Origin of the sequence: Agarivorans sp. DSG3-1 (assembly GCF_046774965.1) — a bacterium.
Classification (GTDB): Bacteria; Pseudomonadota; Gammaproteobacteria; order Enterobacterales; family Celerinatantimonadaceae; genus Agarivorans.
Map to the genome: position 1 here is coordinate 3,824,050 of NZ_CP177241.1, position 21,205 is coordinate 3,845,254.

The window sequence follows — 21,205 nt, forward strand, 5'->3', positions numbered from 1 at the left end:
AAATATCTAGTAGTTTGAAAGTGAGTGATCTGCGACCCTGACTTTCTTAAAGGTGATTCATGAGATATAAAGCAAAAATAAGCGCAGCAATAACACAAGCACTACCGCTGATCCAAACCGCCACTTCTGATGAAGCCGTATTATGGAACATCGAAAAAGAGCGAGACATGTTATGCATGGAATTTACCTCAAACTTGAGTTTTGAGAATTTAGAGGCCGGTTTTAAGCAAGCCGCTGAAAAATTAGGCATAAGCTGCCCAATTAGTATCTTAAAGTTACGCCGCTAGCTTAGAAATCTTGGGGGTGGATTTACCCTCCCCCAGTTCTCTCTTCCTTTATTATCCCACCCACTCATCTATTTTGATCTTTGCTACGTATTCACTATTAAGTGCAATCACGGTTAGGAAACAAAATGGAACTCGTTATTAATTCTCACGAAGGCGATATTTACCTAGTTTGCGAGCAGAACCTTAACCCTGCTCAAAACAAGAGCCATCCAAAACGATTTAACAGCCTTTCAAGCGTTAAACAGCACTACCAGCAACAGCATCCGGATAAAGTGTGGTTAATACACCACTCGGCGTACGATGAGATGTGCGGATTACCTAGCAGTCATTCAGAAATGAAAATTGAACTCGATTGGTCAAAGCATTAAACCTGTCTATTTAAAGGTAAACCAACAAAAAAGCAGCCCGTAGGCTGCTTTTTACATTAAAGGCTAGTTAGTCTTGTAACCAAGGTGGTAAACAAACACCTAAGCCACCTAGTCCGCAATAGCCGTTAGGGTTTTTATGTAAGTACTGCTGATGATTGAGTTCGGCATAGTAAAACACCTCAAAATCAACTATCTCTGTGCTAATCGCTCGCGCTAACCCTTCGCCTTGCAAGGCTTTCTGGTAGGCCTGTTGAGCCTGTTGAGCAAGACTGGCTTGCTCACTATTACTCGCAAAAATCATTGAGCGATACTGAGTGCCAACATCGCCGCCTTGACGCATTCCTTGAGTAGGATCATGCTGCTCAAAAAAGCACGCTAACAACTGCTGATAACTAATCACGCTTGGGTCGTATACGACTTTTACCGCTTCGGTGTGACCGGTAAGGCCGGTGCACACTTCCTCGTAACTAGGATTAGCGGTGTAACCACCTGCATATCCTACCGCTGTAGATACCACACCATTTTGCTGCCAAAACAAACGCTCTGCGCCCCAAAAGCAGCCTAATCCAAAATAAGCGGTTGTTAAGCCGGCAGCCGCTTGCAAATAGTTACTGCCGTTTACCGCATGAACGCCATCAAGAGTAATCGCAGTATCGCGACCCACTAATGCGTCTTGCTCACTTACCATGTCCGTTTTGCTCATCGATACAACTCCATTAATCTCGATAAAGGCGGTAACTGACTATCTAGTCGCCTATTTTTGCCCAAGTATCACGCAAACCCACAGTACGGTTAAATACTAGCTTTTCTGAGCTTGAATCTTGGCTGTCTGCACAGAAGTAACCTTGGCGCTCAAATTGATGCGCATGCTCTGCTTGCGCTGTCACCAAGCTAGGTTCAACAAAACCTTGTTTAACCACTAAAGATTCAGGGTTAAGCACTTGGGTAAAGTCCTCTTCAGCAGCTGGGTTAGGTACTGTGAACAAACGATCGTACAAACGAATTTCAGCAGGCTTGGCATGGTCAGCCGATACCCAGTGAATAACGCCTTTAGGTTTGCGACCGTCTTCAGGGTTTTTACCCAAGGTTGTGTCGTCGTAAGTACAATAAACCGTAGTTACATTACCATTTTCATCTTTGTCGCAACGCTCAGCTTTAATCATATAGGCGTTACGTAAGCGAACTTCTTTACCAATCACCAAGCGTTTAAACTTCTTGTTGGCTTCTTCACGGAAGTCTTCTGCTTCAATGTACAGTTCACGACTGAACGGTACATCACGCTCGCCCATGTCTTCACTTGGGTGAAGCGGCGCACTTAGTTGCTCTACTTTATCCGCAGGATAGTTTTCGATAACCACTTTAATCGGATCTAATACCGCCATAGCACGTGGCGCATTGGCATTTAGGTCTTCACGAATACAGGCTTCTAACATTGGCATTTCTACCATGTTTTCCATTTTGGTCACGCCAATACGCTTACAAAACTCAACAATAGAACCAGCGGTATAACCACGGCGGCGTAAACCGGCAATGGTCAACATACGTGGGTCATTCCAACCATTTACATGGCCATCGGTGACTAAGGTATTTAACTTGCGCTTAGACATAACCGTGTATTCAAGGTTTAAGCGTGAAAACTCATATTGATGCGGTACCGTATCAATAGTGATGTTTTCTAATACCCAGTCGTATAAACGGCGGTTATCTTGAAACTCTAAGGTACACAAAGAATGAGTAATGCCTTCGATAGCGTCAGAAATACAGTGAGTAAAATCGTACATTGGGTAAATGCACCACTTGTCACCGGTTTGGTGATGGTGAGCAAAACGAATACGATAAATCACTGGGTCACGCATACACATGAACGAAGAACTCATGTCTATTTTAGCGCGTAATGAACACTCACCTTCTTTAAACTCGCCCGCTCGCATTTTCTCGAACAAAGCTAAATTTTCTTCTATTGAGGTATCTCGGTATGGGCTATTTTTACCCGGTTGGCTTAAGGTGCCACGATACTCGCGAGACTCTTCTGCATTTAAGAAACATACAAACGCCAAACCTTTCTCAATCAGCTCTACTGCATAAGTGTGTAGCTGATCAAAATAGTTTGATGAATAACACACCTCATCGTTCCACTCAAAGCCCAGCCATTTAACGTCTTGCTGAATCGAGTTAACGTAATCAATGTCTTCTTTTTCTGGGTTGGTGTCGTCAAAGCGTAGGTTACATGCACCCTGGTAGTCTTGAGCAATTCCAAAATTTAAACAAATCGACTTAGCATGGCCGATGTGTAAATAGCCGTTTGGCTCAGGAGGAAAACGTGTATGCACACTTGTATGTTTTCCCGATTGAAGATCTTCATCAATAATATGACGAATGAAATTGCTAGGGCGATTGTCCGCCTCACTCATACCAGCCTACCTATATATACCGAATATCTAATTTAATCCCCTATAATCACTGATTATTCAGCTCAGCACAAGCAACCATCAATCAAGCGTTGAAAAGATAGCCTACCGGCACTTAAGCTCAGCCGTTTTCCTTACCACTTTAACCTTACAACAGCCCTAACAAATGGCAGTTTTGTAGTTATGGTTTATATTTCTAGAAGGCTATTGTTGATAATTAAGGGAATAAAATATGCGTATATTAAGCGTTGCATTTGGATTGCTGTTATTAGTGGCTTGTTCCAGCACTCCCACCTGGGATGGTATGTCGGAATCTGAAATCGCTGCTTGGAAAGAAATAGGCGTAAATGTAGAACAAGTTCAAACCTATGTGCGAGCAGGAATGAGTCAGCCACAGGTAAAAGAGTTTATTGACCAGAAATTTACTGACCCTGCTCAAATAACTTCTTGGGGGCAAACCTTTACTGCCTTTGATGCTAGAGGCTGGATAGATTCTGGTTTCGATTTAACCGCCGCTAAAGACTGGGCCGCTAACAAATTCAGCTTTGAAGAAGCCGCTGCTTGGGCTTCAGCAGACTTTGACTTAGACGGCGCCAAGAAAAACCGAGATAAAGGCTTAACCCCGGTTAAGTAAACACACGCTGTAAACCACGCTGGTGCTTACTTGATGTGAGTAAGCACCTCGCCCAAACCTTCAATACTCACACTAACCTTGTCGCCACTTTTTAATGCTTGAGTTCGCCCAGGTGTCCCAGTAAAAATCACATCCCAAGGCTGCAAAATAACGTATTGGCTAATATAGCTAACAATATCCTCAACCGAATGAATCATATTGCTGCTTGATTCTTGCTGAACCACTTTATCGTTGAGCGTAGTCGTTACTGTAAAGGTGTTTTCTCCACTTACCGTGGTTAACCAAGGAGATATTGGTGCAAAACCATTAGCGCCTTTGGCTCTCCACCATTGCAAATCTTGCCCCTGCCAAGAGCGCTCAGTGAGATCGTTGCCAGCGGTATAAGCAAATATGCAATTGCTAGCCTGCTGCTTAGTCACTTTTGCACATGGTTTGCCTATCACCACCGCGAGCTCACCTTCAAAATGTACGTTATTAGCATCAGCAGGTAAGTCTAGCTCGCCCCCTATGCTCAAAGAGCTAGCTGATTTATAAAATATCTCTGGTTTACTAGCGCCAGCATTACCGGCATGGCTGCGGTAGTTCAAACCGACTGCAAATACCGTGGCAGGCTCAACCGGCAATACAAACTCAGCCTTGTTAACAGGCGTAGAGTTAGCCTTTATCTCACCACCCGCTAACGGCGAATCACTTAAGTGATGCAGGGTTTCTCCCTTACGCTCTACCCACACTACACCGTCATCGGTGTTGATTCGCGCATATTGGGCGGCTTGCAGCCCTGCACTCACCAGCAAACTCGCAGTAACAACGACTAGTCCATTAAATAAAAGCCTCATATACATTCCCTTGCTTAACTACTGTTTAATAACAATAGTACGCAACACACCATATTAAAGATTAACGGCTAATCACTTTGCTCACAGTTAAGCCTAAACGTTTCGCTAAGCGGTTTAAGTTGGCTCTGTCGGTCGATAACTCACGCGCTGCCGCTGCCCAACTGCCACCATGCTTTTCAAGAGTATTTGCAATAATGTCACGCTGATAGTTGTCTGTAGCTTCACGCAGGCTTAGCCCTTGGCTCGTTAATGCGTGGCTCACGGCAACGGGTTCCGCCGCAACATATTCACTAGGTGCTAACTCGCCGCAATCGTCTATGCTTATGCGCACTATTTCTTGGCGTTGCTGGCGAGACCTTGCTTTTAAAGCTGCGCGGCTAATAAGGTGCTCTAATTCCCGCACATTGCCGGGCCAATCATATTGATTAAGATAACTCACCAAATCGGCTTGCAGTTTTAACTGGCCAATTCCTAATTTACGTTTAAGTACTTCTACAAAGTAACCCGCTAGTAGCTGTACATCACCTGCGCGTAAACGCAAAGCAGGTACCGTAACTGGATACACCGTTAAGCGATGATACAAATCTGCTCTAAAACGCCCTTGCTCTACTTCCTCGGCTAAATCTCGATTGGTGGCGGCAATCACTCGTACATCTACTGTTTGGATCTTGTCTTGGCCTAGCGCTTGAATCTCTTTATTTTGCAGTACCCTTAGCAATTTACTTTGCGCCGCTAAAGGTAACTCGCCAATCTCATCTAAAAAAATAGTGCCGCCGTCTGCCACGCTAAACTTACCGGCTCTGGTTTTATCCGCGCCGGTAAATGCGCCTTTTACATGGCCAAACAACTCGCTTTCAATTAAATTCTCGGGCAATGCCGCACAGTTAACGTGAACAATAGGTGCTTTAAACCGACCCGACTGCATGTGAAGAGAACGCGCAACCAGCTCTTTACCCACCCCTGTTTCACCTTGAATTAAGATAGTAAAATCAGACGGCGCGACTAAAGCTATCTCTTGTTTTAAGCGCTGCATCTCTGGGCTTTCGCCAATCAGTTCTTCACTGGCGGTTTGCCAGGCTGCTTGGTTTAATTCTTCTAATACTTGCTGTGAATGATGTGCTTGCTGCTCTAACAAATCTAAGGTGAGCGCAGTATTTAAACTGGCTGCCGCCATCGCCGAAATAACTTCTAATGTGCGACTTGGAATATCGTCAAATACCTTGGGTGTAAAGCTATCTAAAGTAAGCACGCCAATCAGTTTATGATCGAAATACAAAGGCAAGCCCATACACGCATGCACTGGTAAATCACCTTCACGATCAATTAACAAACCATCGTAGGGGTCGGGCAAATTGCTATCGGCAGGGAAACGTACCGGCGTATTGGAGCTGCATATTTGCTGAAAGCGAGGATGCTCCGATAAAACAAAACGCCGGCCCAAAGTATCGCGGCTCAAACCTTGCAAAGTTAAGGGGCTAAGTACTTCGCCGCGTAAAGCTAAAAGAGCCACCGCGTCACAACTAATGGTTTTGCGTACCGTGTCTAATAAACGATCAAAGCGATCTTTAGTACTAAGGCTTTGGGCTAAATCTAAAGCCAGTTCAATCAGTGCCTTTGAAGAAATGTCTGACATATCACCTCCGTCATTTAAATTCAAAGTAGTCTAATTGACACTTTTTATCAAGAAGTCATATTGACACCTCCAACAAAAATCATCCCGTTAAACGCCATTAAACCTGGCTTTGAGCGTTTGGCACAGCGTTTGCTATTTCTAAAACAACGGTGAAGAACCTAAAGTTCGCCACTACTTCAAAGAGGAAAGCACAATGACCGTATTCCCATTACTAGTAAGCTCCACTTACACCCAAACAGCAAAACAATACATGCGCTGCGTAGTAGGCGGTAACTGGCTAATGTTGCTTTCACTCAGCATTATCATTTCATCCATTGTTATCTCCTACCCCTTAGCACAAAGCTTTTCTATTCCCATGCAAATTACAGCACACATCTCTACCATTGTTTTTGCTGGCATTTTAAAAGTAGGTTACGTGCTACGCTGTGTAGGATTAAACGAACTAGGCCAAGAGGTATTATAAGTGATTAAAATTGGTGAGCCGAACGCCACAGACCAAGCCCAACATTGGCATCAGCAAGCTATTTTAGAGCTCGCCTTTAGGCCGTTCTTTTTACTGGCTACTTTAAGCTCTGCTATTAGTATTGGTTTATGGATCCTGCTGCTTAATGGCAATATGTTAATAGGTAGCCAAGGCTTAAGCCCACATGTGTGGCACGCTCATGAAATGCTAATTGGCTTTGGCACAACGGTAGCGGTGGGGTTTATTTTAACCGCCGTACAAACCTGGACTGGCCAGCCCAGTATTAAGGGCAAGGCATTAGCAGGCTTAGTATTGCTGTGGTGTTTGGCTCGTATTGGGTTTTATATAAACGACGCCAACAGCGCAATAGCCGCTACTGCACTGCAAGGTCTTTGGTGGCTAAGTGTTGTTGTGATTTACAGTAAGTTAGTCTTTAAAGCGCAAAACCGCCGCAATTACATATTCATCGCTTTACTCAGCGTAATGACCTTAATCAACCTCGGTATGTTAATTGCCGATTTAAACGGCAACAGCGCCCTCGCCTTACATTTAAGCCGCACTATGGTATTGCTATTCACCATAATGATGGCCTTAGTAGGCGGCAGAGTTATTCCTTTCTTCACGGTGCGCGGCGCAAAAACTGAGGCCATTGAATGCCCAGCTTGGATAAACCAACTAGTAGGCCCATTTGCTATTGCCACGGTGCTTGTATTTATTAGCGACTACTTCACCGCTACCTTTGGCATAGTGCCAATAGCCCTGATGGCTTTAGGTCTGCTGCATTTGCTGCGCCTAGCTTACTGGCGCTCGATAAAAACGGTAAAAGTGCCTTTGTTATGGTCATTGCACTTATCCTACCTACTCATGGCACTAGGCTTAATATTACTCGGCGCCAGTTACGACTTACCGCAACTTACTTTTAGTAATGCCCTTCACCTCATTACCATTGGCGCCATAGGGTTAATGATCTTCGCCATGATGAGCCGTGTATCTTTAGGCCACACAGGCAGAACATTAGTGATAAAACCGGTGATTACGCTGGCGTTTTTACTCTTGGTGGCCGCTACCTTAATTAGAACATTTATGGCGATTACAGACCCACTTCAAGCTTGGAACATAAGCGCAGGGCTTTGGATTAGCGCCAGCGTGCTGTTTTTGGTGGTGTACGTACCCATTTTAAGCAGTAAAAGACAAAGCTAAGGTAACAAAGGCTAGACGAACTCAGGGTAATTCTGCGATATTGCCTTAATCACCTAGCAATACCAAGGAATTACCAATGTTGTTTAGCGTTTGGCTTACGTTTGTTGCCGCTTGCATTGTATTTAGTTTATCGCCCGGCGCGGGCGCAGTGGCTACCATTAGCCACTCTTTAAGCGGCGGCTTCAAACAAGCCTGTAAAAATATTGCGGGTTTGCAGCTAGCACTAATAGGCCATGTGCTTATTGTATCTGTTGGTTTAGGTGCCCTGCTGGCGTCTTCAGCACTGGCATTCACCATCATTAAGTATCTAGGTGCCGCCTACCTACTCTACTTGGGCATTACTAAGTTTTTTGAGAAAAGCCAAACCTTTAGCACCGAGCCACAAGCAAAAAAAAGCAGCTCTCAGTTAGTTAAACAAGGCTTCATTGTTAACCTAATGAACCCAAAATCTATCATCTTCCTCGCGGCATTTTTGCCACAGTTTATAAGCCCGAACAGTGACCTTTCTAGCCAGTACTTAATATTAGGTTTCACCGTAGTGCTGATCGATTGTGCAGTCATGTTTAGTTACGCCACCTTAGCTAGCGCAGCTAAACCTTGGCTAGGTAAAGCTAAGTTTATGGCGCTACAAAATCGCATATTTGGTTCGCTGTTTATTATGATGGGTGTAGCACTAGCACGTGTAGAGCGCTAATTAAATTGTTAGCTAAGTAGATCAAAAAAGACGTCTCGAGGCGTCTTTTTATTTATTCGATTAATAGCCTTACTTTAGACCAACGATATACTCTTGCGGCGACGTAGCAAAGCAACGCCAAATAAGCCTAATGACATTAAAGGTAATGAAGCTGGTGTGGGTAAAGCTGCGGTGTAAGCCAAGGCGTCAAAACCGTAAACCGACGAACTATAACCAGAGCTGGAGCCAGAACCAGTTATCGAGAAAGATGTAAAAGCAGTGTCAAGGTATCTCAAGCTACTTGAATTGAGTTCATTTACATCGAAACCAATCGCAAACACGTCATAGGGAAAAGCAGCGGTAAAGATACTAGATTCAGCCACAGACCAAACTAATACTATTGCGGTAAACCTCACGACCAAGCATTACATCATCGCCTAATTGATCCGGGTCGTTAAACCATCAAAAGCTAGTTCACTGCCCACTGTATCTTTAAATGCCGCTCTATCGGTATACAAAAAATACCCTGCTGCGACATGTTAAAAACTCCTACAATAGCAAGCAAAGCGTACTTCATTTTCTTCATCATACATCTTCCTTTAAAACTGAGGCGCAAAATCCATTTTCGCCGCTCCGTGTTAAAGCAAAAGACTGATTAAGGAAAGGGTTTATAGGCAAGCTAAAAAGTACGGTGAACTAAAAAGGAGCTTAACTGCTCCTAGCTTAGATTAGTTAGTGATACTTATATTTGTGGACTTAATATCTATCCATTGACTTTCACCTGATTGGTCACCTTCAGCGTCAGTTTGACTATTTAGCCAACTAATTGGTTTATAGCTTAGTTCTTCAGTTGGAAAAGAGTCCTCATGGCGTTCACTTGACCAATTCCAAGGACCGTCATTTGCTCCACTCCAAACATTATCGTTTTCCGGTGAAGGGTAAGACAAATAGCTTATTACAGACACAGGAGTCTCAGGTTGTATTAAAGACAGCAACGGGTTTGCGCTTTTATCAATAGTTATAGAAAAAGTATTTCCATTGCTTGTAATAGTCCCTGTTTGCGAGATATACACCAAATCGTAAAGCCCAAGGTTTTCTTCTGGTGGCGGTCCTGGCATGTATTGAGGAACCCCAATTTTAACATTAAGCTCGTTAATGCTTATAAACGATTCAATCTCATTTTCTTTGTTATGGCTCGCCGATATACGAAGGTCACCTGAAGAACGAGTACCAGTTTCATCAAGATCAAAAATAAAATCATATATGATTTCTGTTTGATACATACTCTGCGACTCACGGTTTACTTTAAACGTTGAAGGTAATTCTGCTAACTCAACATTCAGAACCACTTCACCTTGATCACAACCAGTTAGATTTGGAACTAGGTTTAGCTTGTTAAAAAAAAGAAGTAAATCTTCTTCTTGAACTATCAATTGACCTGAGCCGTGAAGCGATACATTGGTCACTGAGCTCTTACCATCCACGATAGTTGTAAAACTATTATTAGTAACAGAAGAGTATGCCGAGATTACTGGCTCATAACAGCCTGTTCCAGCATCTCCATAGGCAGTTATCGCCGACTTCCCGATTGAAACGAATATCCCATTAGTAGATTTCCATGCCCCTAAATACTCATCTGCCAATACTTGATTACTATTACCACCACCGCTCGCGTTCCCAGAATCCGAGGAACCTCCCCCACATCCCGTCATAACAGCCACTAACACCGCAACTAAAATCCTTTTCACTACTTAGCTTTCCTTAATTTAATTCTATTTAGCAGTCACATATTAACGAGAAAAGTTACTAAGTGCTAAAAGAGTGAAAAAAAATTCGTCTTTTTCTTATCTGGTTCGTCTTATAGGTAATTCACTAATACAATGAGACCATCATGATTAAGATTGTTAGCTTTAAAATTTGCCCATTTGTTCAACGCGTAACCGCCGCTTTAGAAACTAAAAAGATTCCTTACGAGATTGAATACATTAGTTTAAAAGACAAACCTCAGTGGTTTTTAGACATGTCGCCAAATGGCCAAGTGCCGGTATTGATTACCGAAAACAACACTGCTTTGTTTGAGTCTGACGCGATTATCGAATACATCGAAGATGAATTTGGCCCAATAGAAGCAAACGTAACTAACGAACAGCGCGCCATGGACAGAGCATGGAGCTACTTAGGCTCTAAGCATTATTTAGCCCAGTGCGGCACCATGAGCAGTAAAGATAAAGCCACCTTTGAAGAGCGTACTGAAAAGCTGTTTAAAGCCTTTGAAAAAGTAGAAACGCAGCTATCTGGCACGACGATGTTTTTTAAGTCTAACCAGTTAAGCAATGTAGATATTGCATGGTTACCACTATTACATCGCGCTAACATTGTTAAGCAACATACTGGCTTCGACTTTTTATGTGGCCTACCTAAAGCGCAAGCTTGGCAAAACAATGTATTAGCCACTGGCCTTGCTGAGAAAACTGTTTCAGACGATTTTGAAGCCTTGTTCACTGACTTCTACCTTACCAATACCTATTTGGGTGGTAATGAAGCTGAAGAGAAAGTGGCATGTGGCACAAGCTCTTGCTGCGGTTAGTCTAGTTAGCAAGTGTAATTACACTTAAGAAAACAACCCTCAGTTTGTATACTTCATGCTGAGGGTTTAGTGATTTCTATAAACGGCAGAGCAAATTTATGAAGATTGAGCAGGTGTGGCACCAATATCGACAAAGCCTAAAAGCGTTTTTACACGCTAATGTTTCTAACCCTGCCGATGTGGACGACCTTCTGCAAGAAATCTTAATTAAAACCTATCAAAACTTTAGCCAGCTACAAGATCATAGCAAGGTAAAATCGTGGTTATTTCAAGTTGCCAATCGCAGTATTATTGATTTTTACCGCCAGCGCGGCCAAGCCGATAAGCTTGAAAACAATGAGCTTTGGTATACCGAGGCGGATGAAAGTGTGCACCAACAACTGGCTAGCTGTATCTCGCCTTTTATTCATGCCTTACCCAGTGACGAGGCAGACATGTTGGTGAGTATTGAACTAGAAGGCATGGGCCAGAAAGACTACGCAGCACAACACCAGATTAAATATTCAACATTAAAATCGCGCGTACAAAAAAGCCGTGAGAAAGTATTACAACTGTTTCAATCTTGCTGTCAGTTTTCGATAGATGCAGAGGGCCGATTGGTAGAATTTGATCCCAAGAAACCAGGCTGTAAAAGCTGCTAAAAGCGTTAGCTAATGCAATAAACCCAAGCTATTGCGCCAAGGTTTACCACACTAGCCGCTAATTGGTATTAGTCGCGTTTATATAAAGCTTCTAGGGTACTCGATGCAATGGTATTGGCATTGATCATATACCCTGCCAACGCACCAGATGCATCTTGCGGTAAATCAAGCTTCTCTACCGACAACGCATGTACGGTAAATTGGTAGTGATGAACACCATGCCTTTGTGGCGGGCAAGCGCCGCCAAAGCCTTTGTAGCCATAATCATTACCCACCATTTCACTACCCATAGGCAAATTTTGCCCTTCGACATTCCCCGCATCGGAGGCGAGAGCGTTTATGGTTGCAGGGATATTTACCACTTGCCAATGCCACCAACCGCTGCCAGTAGGTGCATCCGGGTCGTATACCGTAATGGCAAAGCTTTTAGTACCAGCCGGAGGATTAAGCCAGCTAAGTTGTGGCGAAACATTAGCGCCGGAGCAGCCAAAACCCGTGAACTCTTGTTGCATATTCATCGTTTCACCTTGAGCAATATCTGTACTGGTTAAGGTGAAGGTGTTAGCTACTGCGGGTAAAGTGCCAAGTAGTGAAAAAGTAATACAGCAAATAGGTAACAAACGCATGATAGATCCTTGTTTAATCAACGAGTCACTATGCTAGCGCGCACGCTTAGGCGTAATTAGCCCTAAAACCCCCAAGTATTCGCCTTATTCGGTCATTCTGGTTTTTCTTAGCTCGGAAGAGGTTAAACCAAAGTGGCTTTTAAAGCGGTCGGTAAATCGCGAGGGGGAATGATAACCGCATTTCTCAGCAATTAAGCCAATGGGTTCATCACTCGTTTGCAACAAATGTAAGCCAAGCCCCAGCCGCGCTCGGTCTTTCACTTCTTGTACGCTGGTTCCTTCTGCGTTTAGCTTTCGGCGTAAGGTAGATTCGCTCATCGCAAGGTGCTCGCAGATAGTTGCGATTGATAAGTCATTGAAGTGCTTGTCGCGAAATAGCTCATGCAAGCGATGGCTAACTTTAGGCTTGCCCATCATCATGGTGATTTGCCGATGCCCAAGCGAATAAAGCAAGCGTAGTATTTCTCTCTTTCTTGAGGTTTGAAGCTCTTTAGGCGCCCACAAGCTGCATTCTACAAATTGCTGTAAACACTGCTTTAAAACAGCGTTGGTTTTAGCCACAAAATAATCTGGCTTTACCTTGCTAGCCGCTGCAACGTTGCTGTGTAAATCGCTAAAGTCTTGGTAATCAAACTCAATCAATAATGCAAAATAAGAGTTACCCTTAGGAATGTTTCGCATATTGATGGCGGGGCTGTCACTTAAAAAAATGAAGTGGTCACTAGGACATGCTATTGAAGCATTTTCGCCCAGTTGTTTATTGCCATTGATTACCACAATTAACAAGGGTTTCGAGATGGGTACATTAAGCAACATTTGCTCGTGAACCGAAGAGTAAACTGAAAATGGCAATTCCTTTACGTCCAATTGGCTCACTGCTTTTTGAATACTAACCAGTAACTTTTCCATGTCTCATTCATTTAATGTTAATAAGTGTTTGCTAGCAGGCTTATTTGCGCTGTTTCGATTAAAACGACCTAGTAGCAAGTGCTTAAAGTGCGCTTATTACTGCTTACGGTTATAAGCTTGCCGTTAAAAATTACCCGTTAAAAGCGTGGCTTATCAACTTGGTGATCCGTGGGTTGCGGCGTTACGGTCATTACCTTCACTCCTTTTGGTGTTTCAAAGCGATGCCATGTATTTTGCGGTACACCCATTAATTCACCGGCACTAAGGCTTAAGCTTGTTTCACCGTCTTTCGTTAATAAAATCAGATTGGTTGCCCCTTCAATCACCTGCACAATCTCGTCACCTTGGCTGTGCCGTTCCCACTCGCTACTACCCGCATAATGCCCAATATAAATTGCACCGTTTCGGTAGTGGCACAGTTCACTAAACGCTCCCGCTAATTCAGCCTCGCTAGAATCTGGTGTGTGGTTACCCACAAACTGCAAATGCTCGAACTGTTGGTTTAAGGCAATAACCGTTGCTTTGCTCATTCTACTTTCCTCTTAACACCACTTAGCTGTTAAACCACTTAGCTGTTAAACCACTACGCGCCATACGTTAGCAAGAACCGAATTAAAGTTTAGAATTAATTTACTCACGCTAATTGATAATTACCTTTAAGACCAGTAGCGTAGACCAAAGACCTAAACAATTAGTCACTTATTTAGAGAAACTTATAATGAAAAATGCCCTCGCCCTGCTCCTTGCCAGTAGCCTGTTGGTTGCTTGTGATAACAATGAAGTTGCCGATGTCTCTCTAGGCTTACTAACCACTAAAGATATTAAAATTAGCGTGCTTAAAGATCCCATTGTTAGCGGAGTAACTTGTCATATTGCCAATGTAGAAGCGGATTTAGATTTTGCTGACCCCAGTGATATGTCTATTTCTTGTCGCCAAACGGGTGAAATTACGTCGGCTATGATTACTAGCATCGATAAATCGAAATCGGGAGAAGTGGTGTTTAAAAAGTCGAAAAGCATACTATTTAAGTCACTTAAAATACGCCGAATTTACGATGCTGAATCACAAACCTTAATGTATTTATCTTATTCCACTAAAGAAACCTCGGGCAGTTACAAACATAGTTTGTCTACGGTACCTCTGTGGGGGACTCAAGCTTACAGCTCGCAGATAGAAGCGACTCAATAAGTTGTTAAACAAATAACAGATATAAAAAAGGCCCTCTCCAGAGGGCCAAACAGTACAGTTATAACGACAGTTACAGAGCGTTATTCTTTCTTTAATATCCTACTTGGCGGCGAGAATTTTTAGCTCGTTGGCTACAAATTCCACGTGTGGACCAATCACTACCTGTATTGCCGTTTTACTTGGCACAATTACACCAGGTACATGTTTTTTAAGCCCGCTTACATCAACACGATCGCTGTCTTTTACTTCTAAGCGAAGGCGTGTAGCACAGTTGTCTACAAGTACTACGTTGTCTGTTCCACCTAACATTGTTAATACTAAACCAGCAGTTTCTGCATGGCTGCCGCCAACACTTAAGGTTTCTTCACCCTCGTCAGCGTCTTCACGACCAGGTGTTTTAAGGTTCATTTTAAGAATCATGGTTTTAAACACGAAGTAGTAAACCGCAAAGAACACTAAACCTTGAGGGATAAGCATGTACCAATTAGTGGCTAATGGGTTACGAGACGACAACACCATATCAACCAAACCAGCACTAAAGCCAAAGCCTGCCATCCACTGCATAGACGCCGCAATAAATACTGAAATACCGGTGAGTAAGGCATGAACTACATACAGCACAGGCGCTACAAACATGAAGGCGAACTCTAAAGGCTCGGTAACACCAGTAAAGAAAGACGCCGTTGCTGCAGCAATCATGATTGAGGCAACTTTAGATTTGTTTTCTGCTTTAGCGGTGTGGTAAATAGCCAAGGCTGCGCCAGGTAAACCAAACATCATCACAGGGAAGAAACCCGCCATGTAACGCCCTGTTTCACCCGGTACGGCGTCAGCCGATACACTCAAAAACTTACCAAGGTCGTTAATTCCAGCCATATCAAACCAGAACACAGCATTGAGTGCGTGGTGCAAACCGACAGGAATAAGTAAGCGGTTGAAGAAACCATAGATACCGGCGCCAACCGACCCTAAGCCAGTGATGCTTTCGCCAAAGTGAACCAAGCCACCAAAAATAATTGGCCACAAGTACATTAATACAAAGGCAACACCGATACCGGCCACCGACGTAAGAATAGGCACTAAACGCTTACCACTAAAAAACGATAAGGCTTTATGCAATTCTACTTGGTAGAAGCGGTTGTATAACTCAGCCGCCATAATCCCACTAATAATACCTACAAACTGGTTTTCAATTTTTGAAAATGCCAAGGTGCTAGAATCGTTTAGTACCACTAAACCAATTTGCTCTACCGCACCCGGCGACAGCAAAGTAGTAACCACCATGTAGCCAACAAAGCCAGCTAATGCCGCGGCACCGTCTTTATCGCGAGACATGCCGTAGGCAATACCAATGGCAAACAGTACCGACATGTTGTCGATAATGGCCGCACCAGACTTAATTAAAAAAGCCGCCAGTGCACTATTGCCACCCCAGCCGTTTGGGTCAATCCAGTAACCTATGCCCATTAAAATAGCGGCTGCGGGTAGTACCGCTACCGGTACCATTAAGGCGCGACCAATCTTCTGTAAATAGCTAAACATAGTGTCCCTCTTTATGGCTATTATTAACCAAATTCAAATTTATCAGCGGCATCTGCCAACTCGACCTTGGTGTTCAAATTCACAGCGTGTTTCGTTTAATGTTCCACCAAGAACTTAATTTGCAGTGTAAATAATTAAATTTCCTTCGCAAATAAAGCCTTCCAAAAATGTGATCAAAGCATTCATAAAATGCTTTTATGTCGCTTTTTGTCACATTTTATTCAAATCTTATTTCGCGACAAAAATTAAACTGCTAAGCTAATTTAAAATTACGTGGAGAATACCGATGAGACTCATACCTTTACTCGACAAAGAACAAGTAGGACGCTGGTCTGCACTTTATATCGCAGAGAAAATTAAGTCGTTTAATCCTAGCGAAGACAAACCCTTTGTATTGGGGTGCCCTACCGGCGGGACTCCCCTAACCACCTATAAACATCTTATAGAGCTGCACAAACAAGGCATGGTGAGCTTTGAGCATGTGGTTACTTTTAACATGGATGAATATGTTGGAATTCCAAGTGACCACCCTGAAAGCTACTACAGCTTTATGCACAACAACTTCTTCTCACATATAGACATCAAGCCAGAAAACATTAATTTACTTGACGGCAATGCCGAAGATTTGGAAGCAGAGTGCGCCAATTACGAAGCCAAAATTAGGCATTATGGAAAAATAAACTTGTTTATGGGTGGTGTTGGTGTAGATGGTCACATCGCATTTAACGAACCCGCCTCTTCATTGGCGTCGCGCACACGAGTAAAAACCCTTACCGAAGATACGCGCATGGTTAATTCGCGCTTCTTCAACAACATTGATGAAGTACCGCGTTTAGCACTTACGGTTGGCGTAGGCACCCTTCTTGATGCGGAAGAGATTTTAATATTAGTGACCGGACATAACAAAGCGCAGGCCCTACAGGCAGCGGTAGAAGGCAGTGTAAATCATTTATGGACCATTTCTGCGCTACAACTACATCCCAAAGGAATGATAGTATGCGACGAACCTTCAACCATGGAATTGAAAGTAAAAACAGTACGCTACTTTCAAGAGCTTGAAGCCAACAATATAAAGAACATTTAGGAACAACAGAATGATATACGCCCTTACCAATGCCCTGGTTTTTGATGGTAGTGAATTGTTAAACGGCTATTCAGTACTGATTGAAAATGGCCACATCACATCGGTGGTTCCTAACCAGCAAGTATCGCCACAAATAAGAAGCATTGACCTAAATGGTTCAGTGCTAAGTGCAGGGTTTGTAGATCTGCAACTAAACGGTTGTGGCGGTGTGATGCTAAATGGCGACTTTAGTACCCGCAATTTAGAGATTATGCATCAGTCTAATATTAAAAGCGGCACCACTAACTTCATGCCAACCCTCATCACTACCGATGACGAAGAGATGCAGCAAGCCGTTGAGGTATCACGAGCTCACCAACGCAGCCATGGCTCAGTTAACCTAGGATTACACCTAGAAGGCCCCTACCTTAGCGTAGATAAAAAAGGCATTCACAGCGAAGCACTGATTAGACAACTAAACCAACAACGTTTGCGTTTTTTGTTAGACAACAGCGATGCCATTAAAAAGGTCACTCTGGCACCAGAGCATGTTGAGCTAAGTACTATAGCCGCGCTTAAAGAAGCGGGTATTTTAGTGTCTCTTGGCCACACCAATGCCAATTACCAACAAGCTAGCGAAGCCATTAATGCGGGCGCTGGTTTTGCAACCCACCTGTTTAATGCCATGAGTCCAATGACCGGGCGTGAGCCAGGTGTGGTAGGCGCGATCTTTGATCACAACCTATTTGCTGGGATCATTGTCGATGGCCATCATGTAGACGATGCCAATGTGAGAATAGCTAAACGATTATTACGCCACAAACTGTGTTTAGTGACCGACGCCACCGCTGCTGCAGGTGCCGATATCACTAGCTTTGATTTTGTTGGGCGAAAGATCACAGTACAGGATGGGATTTGCTTTGGTGATGATGGTACACTCGGCGGCTCTGCTTTAACCATGATTCAAGCAGTAAAAAACTGCGTACAATCAGTAGGTTTATCTATGCGCGACAGCCTAAGAATGGCCTCTTTGTACCCAGCAACCGCCATCAATAGAGACAAGGACTTTGGTCGAATTAAAGCAGGTTACACTGCCAACTTAACTGCCTTCGACCAAGATTTTAATGTCACGCTCTGTATTAGCGACGGCCAACTTACTCAGTTTTAAGCAAGCAAAGCATGAATGACAAATTAATCGTAAACGTAGATAAAGTTAAACAGGTAAACACCGCAGCGGTGTATGGGATGATTGACCAATTAGGTCCGATCTCTCGCGTAAAAGTAGCAGAACAAAGCCAATTGGCACCTGCTAGCGTGACCAAAATCACCCGCCAGCTATTAGCTACCGGTTTAATTAAAGAAGTTGCCCAACAGGCCTCTACCGGAGGACGCCGGGCTATTTCCTTAATGACCGAGCAAAGCCATTACTACTTTATTTCGGTGCGATTAGGCCGTGGGACCATGGACATTTCGCTGTTTGATTTAAGCGGAATATCTCATGCTCACAGCAATCTTGATGTACCAGAGGTGGAACAAGACGCCCTAGTCAACACCCTGCTCAACAATATCGATAGCTTTATTCAGCAGCACCTTGAAGCTTCACAAAACCTCATTGCGGTTGCGGTTACCTTGTCTGGTTTGGTGAATCCAGGCGAAGGCACAGTGGTATACACTCCTCACTACCAGTTACGAGATTGCCCGCTAGCCAGCCTAATAGAAGCACGATTCTCATTGCCAGCTTATGTAGGAAACGATACCCGTGCGATGGCACTAGCTGAGCATTACTTTGGTGCAACTAAGGATGTGCTCGATTCCATTTTGATTAGTGTGCACAGCGGCACAGGTGCCGGCATTATCGTGAATGGCCAAGTATTTATGAGCCAGAATCGAGATGTGGGTGAAATAGGTCATATTCAGGTCGATCCTTTGGGCGACAAATGCCAATGTGGCAATGTAGGTTGCCTAGAAACCATTGTTTCCAATACCGCGATTGTAGAGCGATTAAAAACCCTGATTAGCCAAGGTTGCCCGTCTATTTTACAGGGTGACTTTAGCATTGAAGATGTCTGCGCAGCAGCCAACCAAGGTGACATGTTGTGCCACCAAGTATTGCATCGTGTAGGTAAAATGCTCGGCAATAGCATCGCCATTACTATTAACTTATTTCACCCGCAAAAAATCATTCTAGCGGGAGAAATAATGGCGGCACAAAATATCTTATTACCCACCATTAAACAGTGTATTGAACATCAAGCACTAAGCTCGTTTGCTGAAGGCTTACCGATAGAAGCGGCACACTTTCAAAACAACCCAACCATGGGCGGATTAGCCTTAGTAAAACGCGCCTTACTCAATGGGAGCTTGCTAATTCGCTTAATTAACGAAAAAGCGCAACAAATCGAACAGTAAGTTAAGGCTAAGGTTTTAAAAAATAAGCGTAATACACCGCGTTAAGCACTAGGTTTAGATTAACTTTTTGTGCTTTAATTATGGCGACTAAGGTACATGGATGTAAGCTTATGCGAGTTTTTACACAACAAATACTTATCGTTACTGCGGGGCTATTGTCTTGTGCATTAATGACTGTCATTTCTCTACAATTTCTTTCGCACGACATCAGCCAGTCACAACGCTATCATGCAGATAATACTTTAAGCCTCACCCAGTCGGTGTTTTATAGCACCATACAATCCTTAGATGACTTAGCTAACTTAAACATTAACGACTGTAGCCCAGCGTCCTTACTAAAAATGCGCCAAACGGTATTCCTCAGTGATTACATTAAAGACGCAGGTTTAGTACAAAATAACCACTTAGCTTGTACCACTACAGGAGGGGAACTAGAGGTTCCCTTGGAATTAGACCCTCCAACTTACACCACTAACTTAGACTTCGACGTATGGTTAAACCAGCAGTTGGTTATATTTGATCACCTGCATTCAGGCATGGTCATCCGAAAAGGCAATTTTACTGTTGTGATCGCCAACAATACCTTCAGTAGCTTAGAATACGGCGATAACCAATGGGAAGTGGTAAATCGAGTAGATGAACACTATACCCACTTAATAGGCACACCCGGTACGTTTCGCCGTGCTGAGCTAGATGAAATGGAAGAAGTAGATGATAACTATCACTATTTTCATCGTTGTAGCCAGACCTATGATTTCTGTATTGCGCTCAGTTTGTATAACTACACCCTCCTTAAAAGTAAGTTCGGTTTTTTAATATTTTCATTATTGTTTAGTGCAGCCTTTGGCATTTTGATAAGCATCAGTTCTGACACCCTAATCAAACGCCATGGCAGTATGAGCTCTCGCGTAAGACGAGGCATCAATAAAGGCCACTTCGTTTGTCATATTCAACCTCTTGTCGATCTTAAATCTAAACGGATTATTGGTGGAGAAGTATTAACCCGTTTCGAAGATCAACACGGCAAATTAATGCCCGATGAGTTTATTCCCGAAATACGTAAACTGCGCTTAACTTGGCCTTTTACATTAATGATCATTAAAGATGCCCTGAGTCACTTACAAGCCAGTGGTGCAATAACTAGTGATACGAAAGTGAGTTTTAACATTTTCCCTTGTGATGTTGAAAACAACAACATTGCTGATTTACAAGCATTGCCAGAAGTACAGCAGTTTAAAGGAGGCATTACTCTCGAGATAACAGAAGATCTGCAACTCGACAGCTTAGTCGCTAATCAACACATCAATCATATTATTCAACAAGGTTTTGAAGTGGCGATTGATGATTTTGGCTCCGGCTACTCAAACCTTAAACAACTTAAAAACTTCCGCTGCCAATACCTAAAAATTGATAAGAGCTTTGTATTCGATTTAGAGGCGGGCTCTATTCGCTCGTCGTTAGTGCCGCACATGGTAGAAATTGCCAAGAAATCTGATTTAAAAGTCATCGCCGAAGGTGTAGAAAACCTAATGCAGTGCAAAGTATTAGAAGATTTAGATGTAGAGTTTGGGCAAGGTTGGATGTTTGGAAAGCCCATGCCTATTAGCCAGTTTGTTGAAAAATACACGCAATCAAACAGTTCTACAGACTAATTTACAAAGCCTTAGTGCTAATTACCCCACTAACAAAACCAAAAAAAGGACAGTGAATACACTGTCCTTTTTACTTAATTTTTCC

Annotated in this window: 23 protein-coding genes; 13 read left to right on the plus strand and 10 right to left on the minus strand. The window is 43.3% G+C overall.

The features are described 5' to 3' along the window. Positions 1 to 59: 59 nt before the first annotated feature. Both ACLD71_RS17720 and ACLD71_RS17725 read left to right on the plus strand, forming a co-directional pair. Positions 60 to 287, plus strand: coding sequence for a hypothetical protein (locus ACLD71_RS17720; RefSeq protein ID WP_137674717.1), 228 nt, complete (start codon positions 60 to 62; stop codon positions 285 to 287). Between the two features lie 125 nt (positions 288 to 412). Then, positions 413 to 655, plus strand: a complete 243-nt coding sequence (locus ACLD71_RS17725; protein WP_303551075.1) for a DUF6482 family protein — start codon at positions 413 to 415, stop codon at positions 653 to 655. A gap of 67 nt (positions 656 to 722) precedes the next feature. On the opposite strand, the gene msrA is transcribed toward ACLD71_RS17725, so the two are convergent. Together msrA and glnS are read right to left on the minus strand one after the other, a co-directional pair. Then, on the minus strand, positions 723 to 1,358 hold the full coding sequence (gene msrA, locus ACLD71_RS17730; protein ID WP_411991522.1) for a peptide-methionine (S)-S-oxide reductase MsrA: 636 nt from the start codon (positions 1,356 to 1,358) through the stop codon (positions 723 to 725). Between the two features lie 43 nt (positions 1,359 to 1,401). After that, positions 1,402 to 3,066 carry a glutamine--tRNA ligase gene (gene glnS / locus ACLD71_RS17735; RefSeq protein ID WP_411991523.1) on the minus strand — a complete coding sequence of 555 codons (1,665 nt, stop codon included), beginning with the start codon at positions 3,064 to 3,066 and terminating at the stop codon, positions 1,402 to 1,404. A 229-nt stretch (positions 3,067 to 3,295) separates the two neighbouring features. Here glnS and ACLD71_RS17740 point away from each other — a divergent pair, with 229 nt between their 5' ends. Further along, positions 3,296 to 3,697, plus strand: coding sequence for a hypothetical protein (locus ACLD71_RS17740; protein WP_411991524.1), 402 nt, complete (start codon positions 3,296 to 3,298; stop codon positions 3,695 to 3,697). A gap of 26 nt (positions 3,698 to 3,723) precedes the next feature. Here ACLD71_RS17740 and ACLD71_RS17745 read toward each other — a convergent pair whose 3' ends face one another. Together ACLD71_RS17745 and norR are read right to left on the minus strand one after the other, a co-directional pair. Continuing rightward, complete coding sequence (locus tag ACLD71_RS17745; RefSeq protein ID WP_411991525.1) at positions 3,724 to 4,533, minus strand: fumarylacetoacetate hydrolase family protein; 810 nt, start codon at positions 4,531 to 4,533, stop codon at positions 3,724 to 3,726. 61 nt (positions 4,534 to 4,594) lie between these two features. Then, positions 4,595 to 6,166, minus strand: coding sequence for a nitric oxide reductase transcriptional regulator NorR (gene norR / locus ACLD71_RS17750; RefSeq protein ID WP_137674711.1), 1,572 nt, complete (start codon positions 6,164 to 6,166; stop codon positions 4,595 to 4,597). Between the two features lie 193 nt (positions 6,167 to 6,359). On the opposite strand from norR, the gene ACLD71_RS17755 reads away from it, so the two are divergent. The 3 genes from ACLD71_RS17755 (at position 6,360) to rhtB (ending at position 8,523) form a co-directional block, all read left to right on the plus strand. After that, complete coding sequence (locus ACLD71_RS17755) at positions 6,360 to 6,629, plus strand: hypothetical protein (RefSeq protein ID WP_137674710.1); 270 nt, start codon at positions 6,360 to 6,362, stop codon at positions 6,627 to 6,629. Beyond that, a complete protein-coding gene (locus tag ACLD71_RS17760) occupies positions 6,630 to 7,829 on the plus strand; it encodes an NnrS family protein (protein WP_411991526.1) in 1,200 nt (399 codons plus the stop codon). A gap of 76 nt (positions 7,830 to 7,905) precedes the next feature. After that, positions 7,906 to 8,523, plus strand: a complete 618-nt coding sequence (gene rhtB / locus ACLD71_RS17765; protein ID WP_303515653.1) for a homoserine/homoserine lactone efflux protein — start codon at positions 7,906 to 7,908, stop codon at positions 8,521 to 8,523. Positions 8,524 to 8,597: 74 nt separating this feature from the next. Here the strand turns inward: rhtB and ACLD71_RS17770 are convergent, their stop codons facing one another. Together ACLD71_RS17770 and ACLD71_RS17775 are read right to left on the minus strand one after the other, a co-directional pair. After that, positions 8,598 to 8,885 carry a PEP-CTERM sorting domain-containing protein gene (locus ACLD71_RS17770; RefSeq protein ID WP_411991527.1) on the minus strand — a complete coding sequence of 96 codons (288 nt, stop codon included), beginning with the start codon at positions 8,883 to 8,885 and terminating at the stop codon, positions 8,598 to 8,600. 345 nt (positions 8,886 to 9,230) lie between these two features. After that, complete coding sequence (locus ACLD71_RS17775; protein WP_411991528.1) at positions 9,231 to 10,250, minus strand: hypothetical protein; 1,020 nt, start codon at positions 10,248 to 10,250, stop codon at positions 9,231 to 9,233. Between the two features lie 143 nt (positions 10,251 to 10,393). Here ACLD71_RS17775 and ACLD71_RS17780 point away from each other — a divergent pair, with 143 nt between their 5' ends. Together ACLD71_RS17780 and sigZ are read left to right on the plus strand one after the other, a co-directional pair. After that, positions 10,394 to 11,089 (plus strand): glutathione S-transferase family protein, encoded by a 696-nt coding sequence (locus ACLD71_RS17780; RefSeq protein WP_411991529.1) that lies wholly within the window; start codon positions 10,394 to 10,396, stop codon positions 11,087 to 11,089. Positions 11,090 to 11,187: 98 nt separating this feature from the next. Then, complete coding sequence (sigZ, locus tag ACLD71_RS17785) at positions 11,188 to 11,730, plus strand: RNA polymerase sigma factor SigZ (protein ID WP_411991530.1); 543 nt, start codon at positions 11,188 to 11,190, stop codon at positions 11,728 to 11,730. A gap of 68 nt (positions 11,731 to 11,798) precedes the next feature. Here sigZ and ACLD71_RS17790 read toward each other — a convergent pair whose 3' ends face one another. The 3 genes from ACLD71_RS17790 to ACLD71_RS17800 form a co-directional block, all read right to left on the minus strand. After that, on the minus strand, positions 11,799 to 12,356 hold the full coding sequence (locus ACLD71_RS17790; protein WP_411991531.1) for a YbhB/YbcL family Raf kinase inhibitor-like protein: 558 nt from the start codon (positions 12,354 to 12,356) through the stop codon (positions 11,799 to 11,801). An 84-nt stretch (positions 12,357 to 12,440) separates the two neighbouring features. Then, on the minus strand, positions 12,441 to 13,265 hold the full coding sequence (locus tag ACLD71_RS17795) for a helix-turn-helix transcriptional regulator (protein ID WP_411991532.1): 825 nt from the start codon (positions 13,263 to 13,265) through the stop codon (positions 12,441 to 12,443). A gap of 137 nt (positions 13,266 to 13,402) precedes the next feature. Next, a complete protein-coding gene (locus tag ACLD71_RS17800; RefSeq protein WP_411991533.1) occupies positions 13,403 to 13,795 on the minus strand; it encodes a cupin domain-containing protein in 393 nt (130 codons plus the stop codon). Positions 13,796 to 13,983: 188 nt separating this feature from the next. On the opposite strand from ACLD71_RS17800, the gene ACLD71_RS17805 reads away from it, so the two are divergent. Next, positions 13,984 to 14,454 (plus strand): CreA family protein, encoded by a 471-nt coding sequence (locus tag ACLD71_RS17805; protein WP_411991534.1) that lies wholly within the window; start codon positions 13,984 to 13,986, stop codon positions 14,452 to 14,454. Between the two features lie 99 nt (positions 14,455 to 14,553). Here ACLD71_RS17805 and nagE read toward each other — a convergent pair whose 3' ends face one another. Further along, positions 14,554 to 15,996 carry an N-acetylglucosamine-specific PTS transporter subunit IIBC gene (gene nagE / locus ACLD71_RS17810; RefSeq protein WP_411991535.1) on the minus strand — a complete coding sequence of 481 codons (1,443 nt, stop codon included), beginning with the start codon at positions 15,994 to 15,996 and terminating at the stop codon, positions 14,554 to 14,556. 286 nt (positions 15,997 to 16,282) lie between these two features. Here nagE and nagB point away from each other — a divergent pair, with 286 nt between their 5' ends. The 4 genes from nagB (at position 16,283) to ACLD71_RS17830 (ending at position 21,120) form a co-directional block, all read left to right on the plus strand. After that, positions 16,283 to 17,080, plus strand: a complete 798-nt coding sequence (gene nagB / locus ACLD71_RS17815) for a glucosamine-6-phosphate deaminase (protein WP_137674698.1) — start codon at positions 16,283 to 16,285, stop codon at positions 17,078 to 17,080. 10 nt (positions 17,081 to 17,090) lie between these two features. Next, on the plus strand, positions 17,091 to 18,227 hold the full coding sequence (gene nagA, locus ACLD71_RS17820; RefSeq protein ID WP_235836253.1) for an N-acetylglucosamine-6-phosphate deacetylase: 1,137 nt from the start codon (positions 17,091 to 17,093) through the stop codon (positions 18,225 to 18,227). Positions 18,228 to 18,238: 11 nt separating this feature from the next. Beyond that, positions 18,239 to 19,468, plus strand: coding sequence for an ROK family protein (locus tag ACLD71_RS17825; RefSeq protein ID WP_411991536.1), 1,230 nt, complete (start codon positions 18,239 to 18,241; stop codon positions 19,466 to 19,468). A 110-nt stretch (positions 19,469 to 19,578) separates the two neighbouring features. Then, positions 19,579 to 21,120 (plus strand): EAL domain-containing protein, encoded by a 1,542-nt coding sequence (locus tag ACLD71_RS17830; RefSeq protein WP_411991537.1) that lies wholly within the window; start codon positions 19,579 to 19,581, stop codon positions 21,118 to 21,120. Positions 21,121 to 21,205 lie beyond the last annotated feature (85 nt).